Annotated in this window: 10 protein-coding genes and 1 pseudogene; 4 read left to right on the top strand and 7 right to left on the bottom strand. The window is 63.5% G+C overall.

What is annotated here, in order from left to right; genetic code table 11:
• Nucleotides 1-6: 6 nt before the first annotated feature.
• A complete protein-coding gene (rsmD, locus tag ACWTU9_RS29850; RefSeq protein WP_455861446.1) occupies nucleotides 7-561 on the bottom strand; it encodes a 16S rRNA (guanine(966)-N(2))-methyltransferase RsmD in 555 nt (184 codons plus the stop codon).
• Nucleotides 558-2,657 carry a pseudouridine synthase gene (locus ACWTU9_RS29845; protein WP_455861445.1) on the bottom strand — a complete coding sequence of 700 codons (2,100 nt, stop codon included), beginning with the start codon at nucleotides 2,655-2,657 and terminating at the stop codon, nucleotides 558-560. Before ACWTU9_RS29845 ends, rsmD begins: the two co-directional genes overlap by 4 nt.
• 179 nt (nucleotides 2,658-2,836) lie before the next feature.
• Between ACWTU9_RS29845 and ACWTU9_RS29840 the strand changes: the two genes are divergently transcribed.
• The gene (locus tag ACWTU9_RS29840) at nucleotides 2,837-3,289 is read left to right on the top strand and encodes a nucleoside deaminase (protein WP_455861444.1); all 453 of its coding nucleotides are present in this window, start codon (nucleotides 2,837-2,839) and stop codon (nucleotides 3,287-3,289) included.
• 27 nt (nucleotides 3,290-3,316) lie between these two features.
• On the opposite strand, the gene ACWTU9_RS29835 is transcribed toward ACWTU9_RS29840, so the two are convergent.
• The 3 genes and pseudogenes from ACWTU9_RS29835 to ACWTU9_RS29825 all read right to left on the bottom strand — a co-directional run bounded on the left by ACWTU9_RS29835 (nucleotide 3,317) and on the right by ACWTU9_RS29825 (nucleotide 8,155).
• Nucleotides 3,317-4,000: a hypothetical protein gene (locus ACWTU9_RS29835; RefSeq protein WP_455861443.1), complete on the bottom strand. Its 684-nt coding sequence runs from the start codon at nucleotides 3,998-4,000 to the stop codon at nucleotides 3,317-3,319.
• Between the two features lie 199 nt (nucleotides 4,001-4,199).
• Nucleotides 4,200-7,121, bottom strand: a complete 2,922-nt coding sequence (gene ileS, locus ACWTU9_RS29830; RefSeq protein WP_455861442.1) for an isoleucine--tRNA ligase — start codon at nucleotides 7,119-7,121, stop codon at nucleotides 4,200-4,202.
• A 227-nt stretch (nucleotides 7,122-7,348) separates the two neighbouring features.
• Nucleotides 7,349-8,155, bottom strand: a pseudogene (locus tag ACWTU9_RS29825) (MipA/OmpV family protein).
• A 214-nt stretch (nucleotides 8,156-8,369) separates the two neighbouring features.
• Here ACWTU9_RS29825 and ACWTU9_RS29820 point away from each other — a divergent pair.
• Entirely contained in the window at nucleotides 8,370-8,924 is a 555-nt protein-coding gene (locus ACWTU9_RS29820) for an HdeD family acid-resistance protein (RefSeq protein ID WP_455861441.1), read from the top strand.
• A 12-nt stretch (nucleotides 8,925-8,936) separates the two neighbouring features.
• Here ACWTU9_RS29820 and ACWTU9_RS29815 read toward each other — a convergent pair whose 3' ends face one another.
• The gene (locus ACWTU9_RS29815; RefSeq protein WP_455861440.1) at nucleotides 8,937-9,920 is read right to left on the bottom strand and encodes a bifunctional riboflavin kinase/FAD synthetase; all 984 of its coding nucleotides are present in this window, start codon (nucleotides 9,918-9,920) and stop codon (nucleotides 8,937-8,939) included.
• Nucleotides 9,921-9,930: 10 nt separating this feature from the next.
• A complete protein-coding gene (locus ACWTU9_RS29810; RefSeq protein WP_455861439.1) occupies nucleotides 9,931-10,791 on the bottom strand; it encodes a TIGR01459 family HAD-type hydrolase in 861 nt (286 codons plus the stop codon).
• Nucleotides 10,792-10,923: 132 nt separating this feature from the next.
• On the opposite strand from ACWTU9_RS29810, the gene ACWTU9_RS29805 reads away from it, so the two are divergent.
• Both ACWTU9_RS29805 and ACWTU9_RS29800 read left to right on the top strand, forming a co-directional pair.
• Complete coding sequence (locus ACWTU9_RS29805) at nucleotides 10,924-11,136, top strand: hypothetical protein (protein ID WP_455861438.1); 213 nt, start codon at nucleotides 10,924-10,926, stop codon at nucleotides 11,134-11,136.
• Entirely contained in the window at nucleotides 11,133-13,067 is a 1,935-nt protein-coding gene (locus ACWTU9_RS29800) for a pilus assembly protein TadG-related protein (RefSeq protein WP_455861437.1), read from the top strand. The genes ACWTU9_RS29805 and ACWTU9_RS29800 overlap by 4 nt, the downstream gene beginning before the upstream one ends.
• Nucleotides 13,068-13,255 lie beyond the last annotated feature (188 nt).

Below are 13,255 nucleotides of genomic sequence, written 5' to 3'. Positions count from 1 at the left end.
CCGTCCTCACCCAGCCTCGATGAACCGGATCACCGTCTCGCCGTAGTTGCGTTCATCAACCACCGCGAATTCGGGACCAACCTCGAAGGGCGCCGAGGCAGCTTCCTCGACCACGCAGAGCGCGCCGGGCAGCAGCCAGCCGCCTGCCTTGGCCGAACGCAGCGCGCGTTCGCCGAGACCTTTGCCATAGGGCGGATCGGCGAAGATCAGGCCAAAGGCCGCAAGCGTGCCGGCCTCGCCCAAGGCAGTCGCGTCGCGGCGAAAGATCTTGGTGCGGCCGGTGAGACCAAAAGCTTCGACATTGGTGCGGATCAAGCCGCGCCCTTCCGCTGATTCTTCGATGAAGACGCCATACGAAGCGCCGCGCGACAGCGCTTCGAGGCCGAGCGCGCCGGTGCCGGCGAACAGGTCGAGCACACGGGCGCCCTCGAGCTTGTCGGCGAAGCGGTGCGCCAGCACGTTGAAGACAGCCTCGCGGGCGCGGTCGGTGGTCGGTCGGATGGCATGGTCGCGCGGCGTCGCCAGCGGACGCCCGCGAAATTCACCACCAACGATTCTCATCTGGACCGGGGACCCTTGGGACCTCGTGGAGCACCGCTATTTCTGCCCCCATCCGGACGCTCGCCGCGCGGCTTGCCGAACGGCTTTGCGCCTCCCGGCTTGCCATAGGCCGGCTTGAACGAGGCCTTGCGCGCCTTGGCGTCAGCCGCCTTGGCGGCATCGGCTTCCGCCCTGCCCTTGCCGATCGGACGCGCACCCGGCGCCATCCAGACATTGGCCTTGCGCTGGCCCGGCGGCTCGATCGGCCGCTGCTCGCGCTCAGGCTTCTTGCCGCCGCGCGGTTTGTCACCAAAGGCGCCACGAGGTTTGTCGCCGAAGCCTCCGCGCGGCTTGTCGCCGAAATCGCCACGCGGCTTGCCTGAAAACTCGCTTCGCTCGGGCCGTGGGCCGCGGTCGCCAAAGCTCTTTGCCGGCGCAGCGCCTCTTTCAGGGCTGGTCGACAGCTTGCCCAGCGCTTCGTCGCGGCTGCCTTCCCGACGCTTGCGGTTCTTGATCAGACCGCCCTCGCCGATCGGTCGGCGGTCGCCCTCGCGGGTGAATTTCGGCCGTTCGGGCTCCACTTCGCGCTCACGCCGCACCGGGTGATTTGAGAACGGCTTGGTGATCTCGGCGTCGAAATTGGCGCCGGAATCCTCGATCAGGCGTTCGCCGAGCTGGTCGCGCAAGACGCGGCCCTTGATCTCCAGCACATGGCCTTCGGCGAGGTCGTCGAGCTGGAACGGCCCGTAGGAGATGCGGATCAGCCGCGTCACGTCGAGGCCGAGCGAACCAAGGATGTTCTTCACTTCGCGATTCTTACCTTCTCGCAGGCCGATCGTCAGCCAGGCGTTGGTGCCTTGCTCGCGGTCGAGCGTCGCCTCGATGGCACCGTAGAAGACGCCATCGACGGCGATGCCTTCACGCAGGCCCGCGAGCACGCTTTCCTCGACCTTGCCATGAACGCGCACGCGGTAACGGCGCAGCCAGCCGGTGGCAGGCAGTTCAAGCACGCGCGATAGCCCGCCATCATTGGTGAGCAGCAGCAGGCCTTCGGTGTTGATGTCGAGCCGACCGATGGTCATCAGCCGCGGCAATTCGGCCGGCAGCACGTCGAACACGGTCTTGCGTCCCTCGGGGTCGCGGTTGGTGGTGACGACCCCGGCCGGCTTGTGGAACAGGAACAGCCTTGTGCGTTCGATCGGCGGGATTTCCATGCCGTCGAGATGGATAATGTCACCGGGCATGACGTTGAAGGCCGGCGAGGTCAAAGTCTGGTTATTGACCTTGACGCGACCGGCCGCGATCAGATCCTCGGCATCGCGTCGCGAGGCGAGGCCGGCGCGCGCCAGCCGCTTGGCGATACGCTCGCCGGCTTCTTCAGCCTCCACGGCGCGCGGGCGCGGCTTGAAGCCGTTGCCAGATGCGCCTTGCGGCCGGTCGCCACCGAAATCGCGCTTGGGACGATCTCCGGCGTCGCGCTGTGCGCGATCGCCGAAATCGCGCTTTGGCCGGTCGAAACGCGTTTCGCCCTCGGCGGAAGCTGGCCGGTCACCGCGCGGTGCGTAGGGCTTGCGCGGACCTTCGCGCTTCTCATAGGGCTTGCCTTCGGGACGCGGACCCTTGCTGAACGGCCGGTCGCCGCTCTTGAAGTCGCGCTTCGGCCGCTCGCCATCGGCCGCCATCGGCCGGTCGCCGCGTGGCGCATAAGGCTTGCGCGGACCTTCGCGCTTTTCGAACGGCTTGCCTTCGGGACGCGGACCCTTGCTGAACGGCCGGTCACCGCTCTTGAAGTCGCGCTTCGGCCGCTCGCCATCGGCCGCCATCGGCCGGTCGCCGCGTGGCGCATAAGGCTTGCGCGGACCTTCGCGCTTTTCGTAGGGCTTGCCTTCCGGGCGCGGACCCTTGCTGAACGGCCGGTCGCCGCTCTTGAAGTCGCGCTTCGGCTGCTCGCCTTCAGCCGCTGCCGGCCGGGCGCCGCGTGGCGCATAGGGTTTCTTGGCCCCGAAGGAAGGCTTGCCGCCTTTGCCGGCGGCGCCATTGCGGCGCGGCCCCGCGGCTCTCGGGCCGCTTTTGCCCGGGCCTTTGTGGCGCGGAGATTTCTTGTCGTTGTCGTCCATGTGGCCTTTGTCCGTTTGCGCTGCTACAGCGTGGCGCACCCTTTGGGCGCGCAACGAACGCTATAGCACTTTGATTTGGCGCATGATCATTTCCGAAAATCTGTTCCGATATTCGGGTTGACGCGCTCCATAACAGGATCACCGCTAAGTGGCGAGGAGATAATCGGAATGGAAACCGCGTGAAGCGGCCGGATTTCATGGCGCTGGCGCTGAAAGAGGCGCAAGCCGCCGCCTTGCGTGGCGAAGTTCCCGTCGGCGCCGTCATCGCCAGCGGCGATACGCTGGTGGCATCCGCCGGCAATCGCACCCGCGAACTTGCCGATCCGACGGCGCATGCCGAAATGCTGGCGATACGCGAGGCTTGCCGAACCCTCTCCAGCGAGCGGCTGATAGGGCTCGACCTCTATGTGACGCTGGAGCCCTGCGCCATGTGCGCCGGCGCCATTTCCTTCGCCAGGCTGCGCCGGCTCTATTTCGGCGCGGCCGACGAGAAGGGCGGCGCGGTGGTCAACGGGGTGCGCTTCTTCGCTTCACCGACCTGCCACCATACGCCCGATATCTATCCGGGCATGGCCGAGGCCGATGCGGCCTTGCTGCTGAAGGCATTCTTTAGGGAAAGACGTGAACTGTAGAGCCTTCAAACTGCGAAGGCGACGCTCCTACCAGGAAGGCAGCCAGTCGAACAGCCCGCCGCTCTTGCTCTTGGCGGCGGCTTCCTTCTTGAGGCGGCGTTCCTTCTTGTATTCGTCCTCGCCGAGTTCACCCTGCGGCGCGGTGTCGGCGGCGGCGCGATAGGCCAGAGGCGGCTCGCTCAGATATCGGCGGTTGTTGGGATCGCCCTGCTTCTGCTCGGCCATGCGGCGCTGGATCTCGGCGGCGCGACCCTTGTCCGAATCCGCCGGCGACCAACGCGGCGGGTGACTGGAGCCCGATTCCGCCAAAGCCTTCTTTACCGACGCCGGATCGCTCTGCACGTCATCGACGATTTGCGACTGGTAAGCCGGATCGTCCTGGTGGGCCGTGGCGTCGGCACGCAGCCGGGCGCGGCGCTGCTCGGGCGATTCGGGCCAATCGGTGCTCGCCGTCTCGATGCTTTCCTGCGGCGCCGGCAGCACTTCCTTCTGCCCCGGCGCCGGCTTCACCAACTCCGGGCGAGGCTTGTAGTCGATCTGTTCCTTGCGCTTCGGCGCGACCGCGAAAGCGCCGGACAGGTCGCCGACAAGCTGCTCGCCAGCCGTCTTGTCGGTGCCGTAGGTGGGCGAACCCATGCAGCCGGACAGAGCGAGGCCGGACGCGACAAGCGGCGCCAGCAGCGCAACGCGCACGGAAGTTCTGTCGGTCATGCCAAAAAGTCCCACTCTAGACAGCCTCTCGATCGTCACCGGCCAAAGGTCCGGTCCCCATCGTTCACGCTCTTGCGATGGAAATCCGGCGACAATTTGTCTTCCGGAGTTTCGCGTGTTTACCTCAACCACTCGTTAAGGGCAACGCGCGGGCGGTTTTCGCCCACGGCATGGCTTTTGTGTACCGGCTTACTAACGCTTACAAACGCCCGAGAGCCTTGAGTTCATGGAGCACCGCGGCATCGCGCGCCGAAACGTCGGGGAATTCGCCGTCCTGCCCGACATCGGCCGTATAGCGCCAGGAGCGGGCGCATTTGACCAAGCCGCGGCCCTCGGCCTTTTCGACCACGACGGCGACGCCCTTGACGTCGTCGAGCGTGAAGGCGCCTGCCGGCGCCTTGCCATGCACGATGACGAGATCGCTGGTGATCGCCATTTCGGCCATGTCGACATCGGCGATCGCGGCTTCGAGCGCGGCATCGTCGAGGGTCACGACGGGCACGGCTTCCAGCGATGAGCCGATGACCTTCTGCGCCCGTGCGATCTCAAGGGCCCCGGTGACGACACGGCGGACCTGCCGTACCTTGCGCCATTTCTCCGCCAGCGTCTCGTTCTTCCAGTTGGCTGGAATCTCAGGGAACTGGTCGAGATGCAACGAGACTGCATCGGGATAGCGGTCGAGCCAAGCTTCTTCCGTGGTGAAGGGCAGCATCGGCGCCAGCCATTTCACCAGGCAGTCGAAGAGGTGGCGCACCACTTGCACCGAGGCCTTGCGCTTCACACTGGAAGGCCCATCGCAATAGAGCGCGTCCTTCCTGATGTCGAAATAGAAGGCCGACAGCTCAACCACCATGAAGTCGAGCAAAGTGCGGGTGATGCGCTTGAACTCGAACGCATCGTAGCCCGAGCGCACGACCTCATCCAGCTCGGCCAGCCGGTGCAGCATCAGCCGCTCCAGTTCCGGCATCTTGTCCAGGGCCACCTCCTCGCCATCGTCATGGGCGAGCGTGCCCAGCATCCACCGGATGGTGTTGCGGAGCTTGCGGTAGGCGTCGATGTTGGTCTGCAGCACGTTCTTGCCGAGCCGCTGGTCTTCCCAATAGTCAGTCGTCACCACCCACAGCCGCAAAATGTCTGCACCGGACTGTTTTATGACGTCCTGGGGCACGACAGTGTTGCCGAGCGACTTCGACATCTTTCTACCTTCCTCATCCATGGTGAAGCCATGGGTGACGACGCTCTGGTAAGGCGCCCTGCCCCTGGTGCCGCAGCTTTCCAGCAGCGAGGAGTGGAACCAGCCGCGATGCTGATCGGAACCTTCGAGATAGACGTCGGCCGGCCATTTGAGATCCGGCCGGTCCTCGAGCGTGAAAACATGCGTCGAGCCCGAATCGAACCAGACGTCGAGGATGTCCATCACCTGCTTCCACCTGGAGGCATCATGGTTGCCTAGGAAACGCTCCTTGGCGCCTTCAGCGAACCAGGCGTCGGCGCCTTCCTGTTCGAAAGCGTCCATGATGCGCTGGTTGACGGCTTCGTCTTTCAGCACATTGCCGTCTTCGTCGGCGAAGACGGCGATGGGCACGCCCCAGGCGCGCTGGCGCGACAGCACCCAGTCCGGGCGCTCCTCGATCATGGCGCGGATGCGGTTCTGGCCGGCGGCCGGCACGAAACGGGTATCGTCGATGGCCTTCAGCGCCCGGCTGCGCAACGTCGTACCGTCGCCAAGGTCCTTGTCCATATAGACGAACCATTGCGGCGTGTTGCGGAAGATGATCGGCTTCTTCGAACGCCAGGAGTGCGGATAGGAGTGCTTCAGACGGCCGCGCGCGAACAACGCGTTGCGCTTGATCAGTTCGTCGATGACGGCCTGGTTGGCGTTGCCCTTCTTGCCGTTGTCGTCGATGACGCGCGCAGCACCACCTTCGCGATCCGGACCCAAGCCCGGCGCGTCTTTTGTGAAGAAGCCGGCATCGTCGACCGGGAACGGGATCGCCGTGTCGATGCCGCGCGCCTGCAGATCCGCTACCGCATCCGTCCAGGCGTCAAAATCCTCGCGGCCATGGCTGGGGGCGGTGTGGACGAAACCGGTGCCTGCATCGTCGGTGACATGCTCTCCGGCGATCATCGGCACCGGATATTCATACCCGCCGCCAAGCCCTTTGAAGGGGTGCGAAAGCGTAAGGCTTTCAAGCTGTTCTGCCGAAATGTTGTGAAGGCGATTCAAGGTGACCTTGGCCTTGGCCGCCGAGTCTTCGGCCAGCGCGTCGGCAAAGATCAGCTTTTCGCCCGGCTGCGGTCCAAAGGCGTTCTCAGCTGCGGTAACCTCGTAGAGCCCATAGGCAACCCGCGGCGAATAGCTGACGGCGCGATTGCCCGGGATGGTCCATGGGGTCGTCGTCCAGATGACGACATGGGCATCCCGCAATTCGGGTGACTTCTGCGACACCGGAAACTTCACCCAGATCGTGTCGCTCTCATAGTCCTGGTACTCGACCTCGGCTTCGGCCAGCGCGGTGCGTTCGACGACGCTCCACATCACCGGCTTGGATCCGCGATAGAGCTGGCCCGACATGGCGAACTTCAACAGCTCGCCGGCGATGCGCGACTCGGCGTGGAAGGCCATCGTCGTATAGGGGTTCTTGAAATCGCCGACGACGCCGAGCCGCTGGAATTCGCCGCCCTGCACCGAGATCCAGTGCGCGGCGAAGTCGCGGCATTCCTTGCGGAATTCGTTGACCGGTACCTCGTCCTTGTTCTTGCCCTTGGCACGATACTGCTCCTCGATCTTCCATTCGATCGGCAGACCGTGACAGTCCCAGCCCGGCACATAGTTGGAGTCGTAGCCGCGCATCTGGAACGAGCGGGTGATGACGTCCTTGAGTATCTTGTTCAGCGCATGGCCGATATGGATGTTGCCGTTGGCGTAGGGAGGGCCGTCATGCAGCACGTATTTTTCGCGGCCGGCGGCCTCCTCGCGCAGCTTGCGATAAAGGTCCATGTCCTGCCAGCGCTTCACCAGCAGCGGCTCTTTCTCCGGCAAGCCGGCGCGCATCGGGAAATCCGTCTGCGGCAGGTAAAGCGTCTTGGAATAGTCGATCGTTTCAACAGTGTCTGTCATTGGTCTGCCATTTGCATTGCCCGGCGGCATTGAGGCTCGGGCGTTGAACTATCATGATTTGGAAAAAGCGCGAGGGGGCGCGCAGAAACTCCCGGCGGCTCCGGCGGCGCTCAGGCCACCCGGAACACCGGGCCTGTAATTCGTATCGCGATCGCGAAAAGGCGCGAAAAGCTGGTCATGCCCGGCTTTTAGCCGAAGCCACGGCAGGAATAAAGCGCGGAAATCGCCTACATTGAAAAGTTGAAACGGTAGGTGGTCGAGACGCCGACCGTGAACTGGTCCCGCTGGCCGCGCTCCTTGACCAGGCTGGAATCGGCGGCCGGACCCATCAGGCGGGCATACTCGCCGAACAGGCTGGCGGTCATCGGCTCCGTCACCTTCTAGGTGATGGCGCTGCCGAGGCCGGTCGATTTCAGGCCGCCGCCGGGATGGTATTCGCTGAGGCCCGAGGCCGCGGCCTCCTTGGCGTTGACGCCGTAATAGGAGTCGAAATAACCCGACGAGGCGAACGACACGCGCGGGCCGCCCGAAATCCGGACCGTCGGCGTGATATCGTAGAAGGCATCGGCTGCGATGTCGGCGACAAAGCCGTCATGGGCACGGATACCGTGACGCAGTTCGGCGCGGGCGCGCAACCAGTCCGTCGGGTAAAACTCGAAGAAACCGCCCACTTCACCGCCCCAACGCACCGGGTCGAGGCCTTTCAGCTCGTCCTTGCTGCTGCGCGAAAACAGGAACTTTCCGGTCAGGCCGGCGCGGACGCCGCCGTCGTCGACCAGCGCCAGCGAAATGTTGTCATTGCGCGAGGTGAAGCGGGCAGCAGGTCCGACCTTGCCCAGCGAGATGATCGGCGTGGCGCTGAGCAGAAGGCTGTTGGAGCCCTCGAATTTCGGTGCGACCATGCCAGTGGCGCCGAGCGTCAGGTACCAGTCGCCCGACAGCCAGCCGAAGGTGCCTTCGCCCGCATTCGCCACTGCCGGTGCACCCAGCATGACAGCCGCCAAAACCGCAGACATTTTCCTGACCGGACTCATGGTCACTCCACTAACACGATACAACCGTGCCCCAGTCACAGCTTTGAAGGCCGTTTGGTAAAATTTGATTTAAATCCGAGATAGAGCAGCACGGTTTGGGTTCGCTCAGGGCCGCTTGCCATCGCTGGACGGGCACCGCCGCCAAGACTAACCTCAGCTATGGCAACATGCCAGGCGATCTTTGATGCCAAGTGACCTCTAGGGAGATGCGGCTATGACCCTGAACGGCGACACCCTGAAAGACGCGATCGGCCGGACACGAGACAAATGGGGGTGGTTCATCGCGCTCGGCGTGCTGCTGCTCGTCTTCGGCGGCATTGCCTTCGGCAATCTGTTCATCGCCACCGTCGCCTCTGTCTACGTCGTCGGCTGGCTGATGCTGATGGCCGGCATCATCGAGATCGTGCATGCCTTCGGCGTCAAGACCTGGGGTCGTTTCTTCTATTGGCTGCTCAGCGGCCTGCTCTATGCGGTTGCCGGCTTCTTCGCCTTCGACAATCCGCTGCTCGCATCGACGGTGCTGACCTTCCTGCTGGCGGTGGCGCTGGTCGCTTCGGGCGCGCTCAGGGCCTGGGTCGGCTACAGCCACCGGCCGGAAAACGGTTGGGGCTGGGTCGTCGCGGCCGGCCTGATCAGCGTGCTGGCGGGCCTGACCATCGCCATGGGCTGGCCGGTCAACAGCCTGTGGGTGCTAGGCCTGTTCCTGGCCATCGACCTGATCTTCCAGGGCTGGAGCTTCATCGCTCTCGGACTGGCCCTGAAGAGGTAAGCGGCCGGAAGCTCAAAAAGCGATCGCGCTGTCCAGGTCTGAAAGTGGCCTGACGCCGGCCAGCAGCGCGCGTGCCTCCGTCTCGTCGCGCTTGATTTGCGCCACCAGCGCATCGAGCCCGTCGAACTTCACCTCGGGGCGCAAAAAGCCGAAGAACGAGACTTCGCAGATCTCGCCATAGAGATCGCCGGAAAAGTCGAAGACAAAGGTTTCGAGCAACGGCACGCCATTGTCGTCGACGGTCGGGCGGCGGCCGAAGCTGGCCACACCGTCATAAAGCGCGCCGTCGGCACGGCGGAAGCGGACGGCATAAATGCCTTCCTTCAGAGTCGCTTCCGGAGAAAGCCTCATGTTGGCTGTCGGGAAGCCGAGCGCGCGGCCGAGTTGCTGGCCGCCGATGACTTCGCTTTCGACGGTGAAGCGGTAGCCGAGCAGCCCGGCGGCCTCGGCGACTTCGCCCTCGCACAACAATGCGCGGATGCGGCTCGACGACACCACCTCGGCGCCTTCGTCGCGAAAGGCGTCGACCAGGGTGACGCCGAAACCATGCCGCTCGCCTGCGGCCATCAGAAAGGCTGGGCCGCCTTGCCGGTCCTTGCCGAAGTGGAAATCGAAGCCGGTGACGGAATGGGTGATGCCGAGGTTCGTCTCCAGCACATCGGTCACGAAAGTCTCGGCCGACAGGCCAGCAAAGGCGCGCGTGAACGGTTGTTCGACGAGTGCGGCAAAGCCCAGATGCGACAACAGCCGCGCCTTCATCGACGGCGGCGTCAGCACGAACAGCGGCATATCGGGCCTGAACACCTTGCGCGGATGCGGCTCGAAGCTCAGCACCAGCGCCGGCACGCCGCGCCGCCTGGCTTCGGCAAGCGCGCGGTCGAGCACGGCCTGGTGGCCGCGGTGAACGCCGTCGAAATTGCCGATCGCCACCACGCCGCCACGCAAATGCGCAGGCAGCGGCGCGGTCGCGGAAATATGTTCGAAGGCTGCGCTCATGGAAGCGACCCTACCGCAGTCTCGGAATGACGGCGACCGGCCGGTAGCCGTGCTTTTGCAGAAAGGCTGCAAGCCTGGCGGGGTCCGGCTGCATGGCATCGCCATAGTCGCGCGCATGAATGCCGCCCGACACGTAAAGCACGTCTATGCCATTGTTGGCGGCGCCCTTGACATCGGTCATCATGCCGTCGCCGATGGCCAGCACCTCGGAGCGCTCGACGTCACGGCCGAGAAGCAAGGCGATCTCTCGCATCGCTGCGTCATAGACCGGCGCATAGGGCTTTCCGGCAATCAGCGTGCGGCCGCCGAGCTGGGCATAGTCGCGGGCCAAGGCTCCGGCGCACCAGATCATGCGCTCGCCGCGCTCGACCACGATGTCGGGATTGGCGCAGATGAAAGGAAGGTTCCTAGCCCGCAGCCGGCGCAGCAGTTCGGCGTAATCCTCAGGTGTTTCCACCTCGTCGTCGAACAGGCCTGTGCAGACGACACCGGAGGCCTCGAACTCCTCGACGAGCTCGATATCGAGACCGTCATAGAGGGTAAAATCGCGGTCGGCGCCGATGTGGAAGATTTTTCGCGGGCCTTCGGCGATGAGGTCGCGGGTTACATCGCCTGATGTGACGACACGGTCGTAGGCGGCGCTGGGGACGCCGATTGCATTCATCTGCGCCACCACATCGGCATTACGGCGCGGTGAATTGGTGATCAGGACAACCGGGAGCTTGGCCGCACGCGCGGCGGCAAGCGCCTCGGCAGCCGCCGGGAAATGCCATTCGCCATTGTGGATCACGCCCCAGACATCGCACAGGATGGCCGCGTAGGCTCCCGACAAATCCGCGAGCGAGCCGATGATGTCGGGCGAATCCGCCATGCCGTTTTCCTGATGTGACAATCGTTGCGAGAGCTGCAGCCGACGGTCCGCCGCAACCGGCCCCGCATTAACCGAAGCGTTTCATCCTGTCACCAGCTTTCGGCGTTTTCGACGCCGTCGAGCCATGGGCTGATGGCGGTTGCAACACCCAGCAAGCGCACTTCCCCCGAAGCTTCGGCCTATCGAAATGCCGCATCGCCGATCGCCAGGGCCGAGTGGTTAACGAGCGTTGAAAAGGTGGGCCGATCTTGGACGCTTTTCAGCAACCTGAAATTTAACGATTTTGTGGGCATTTTCGCGCTGATATTCGACATTTGGGTCCTGGCAGGGGTGCTGAAGGCATGATCCGCAGATTTCTGAGCGACAGACGCGGCAATTATGCCTTGATGACGGTTATCACCATGGTGCCCTTGATGGGCGCCCTGGCGATCGCAATTGACTACACCCAGCTGATCCGCCAGCGCCAAGACACACTGAACGCGCTCGATGCCGCAGGCATCGCCACCGCCCAGCAGATCGTCTCCGGCGCGACTGACACGGCGGTCAAGGCCTATGCCAAGGATTTCTTCGAGGCCAATCTCGGCCACGTCCCAGTGGCCAATACGGCGTTGACCGTGACGTTGCCCAACAACAACGCCGGCGGCGGCACGCTGAAACTTCAGGCGACGCTGACGTTCAAGCCATACTTTCTGCCGGTCGCGGCGTGGATGCTTGGCAAATCGTCCAGTGACACCGATGTCCACCTGACAGCCACCTCCGAAGTTCGTCTCAAGAACACACTCGAGGTTGCGCTGGTGCTCGACAACTCGGGATCGATGAGCCTCAATGGCGCCGGCGTCCCCCAGGCGCGAATAGAGCTGCTCAAGACCGCAGCGACCGAACTTGTGAACACGCTGGCCAAGCAGGCCCAGCAGATGAAGCAGGTCACCCGACCGGTGCAGTTCGCCCTCGTTCCGTTTTCAGCCTCGGTCAATGTCGGCCTCCCGACCTCGCCGGATCCATTGCCGACATGGCTGGATCTGAATGGCATCTCGCCGGTTCATCACGAGAATTTCGACTGGACGAAGATGTACAAGACGGCTGGCTCGCCTGGTTACAACGCAACCAAATACATTGAAAACGTTGGCGGTGTTTACTGGAAGCGGGGCAGCGGCTGGGGCACGGGCAAATACGGTCAAGACACCAGGGTAACCCGCTTCAGCCTCTATGATCACGACATACTGGCCCAGACCTGCACGAAAAAGACCGGCAGCACTTGCCAGACCACTGCGATCGCCCCTTACCAAGCCTGGAAGGGCTGCGTGGAAGCGCGGCCCTACCCGTACAATGACGACGATACGCCGCCGACGTCGGGCGATCCCGCCAGCCTGTTCGTGCCGATGTTCGCACCCGACGAGCCAGGCAATTTATTTCGCGACAGCGACCTTAACGGCACCAATGACCTTCCGAGCTATTCGTCCGGCTACGGAAACAGCTGGTGGGCAGATAGTTCCGACACGACGCTGACTGTCCCTAAGCGGCAGGCCGACATGCGCAAGTACTTTTACACCAAGCCGTGGAATGCGGCAGCCGAGCCTACTGACGGCGGCCCCAACGCCGCCTGCACGACCACCCCGATCACGCCACTTCAGGATGTCACGACGCAGGCAGGCCTCGATACCATCACGACAGCCATCGGCAAGATGACACCAACGGGCAACACCAATGTGCCCGAGGGTCTCGCCTGGGGCTGGAGGACCCTGTCGCATGGAGAGCCGTTCACTTCGGGTCGACCTGACATCGAAAGAGGCAATGACAAGGTTGTCATCGTGCTGACCGATGGAGCCAACACCTATGGCGAGCCTCCGTCGTCCGCCAATGACAGCACCAGTGTCAAAAACCGGTCAACCTACGCGGCCTACGGATACACCGGTGTGACGTATACGGGGTCAGGAACCACGACCCGCATGTTCATGAACACAGCCGTTTCCAAGACCACTTACACCGCCACCAACTACACGGCGGCCATCGACCAGCAGATGCAAACGCTTTGCATCAACGCCAAGAACGCAAATGTCCTGGTGATCACGGTCTCGCTTGACCTGAGCACCACCAAGACCGCCGACAAGAACGCCATTGCGGCGCTGACAAGCTGTGCCTCGTACTCGCGTTTCCGCAAGGATCCCACCGACCCGTCGAAGGCGGCCAAATTGTTCTACAACGCCACAGGCGCAACGCTGTCTCAAGTTTTCGCAGAAATTGCCGACGAACTGTCCAATCTGCGCATCGTCAACTGACCCGGCGCACTCCTTCGCCCCGCCTGTGGCGGGGCGTCTTGTTTGTGGCGGTTGCTCACGCGCTGGCTCTAACCCTTGGTTAGCGCTTGGTGAAGCGCTCAGCGCGCAATCGAGCGGTTTCCCAAACCCGTCCTTCAGCGTTTTGTGAAAGTGTGGCGGCATTGGAGAATCCGCAGGCGGGGCCGCTT

The sequence above is a fragment of the Mesorhizobium sp. 128a genome (assembly GCF_053848025.1).
Note: the sequence above shows the minus strand (reverse complement) of the source record. Positions and strands in the feature narration are given on the sequence as shown.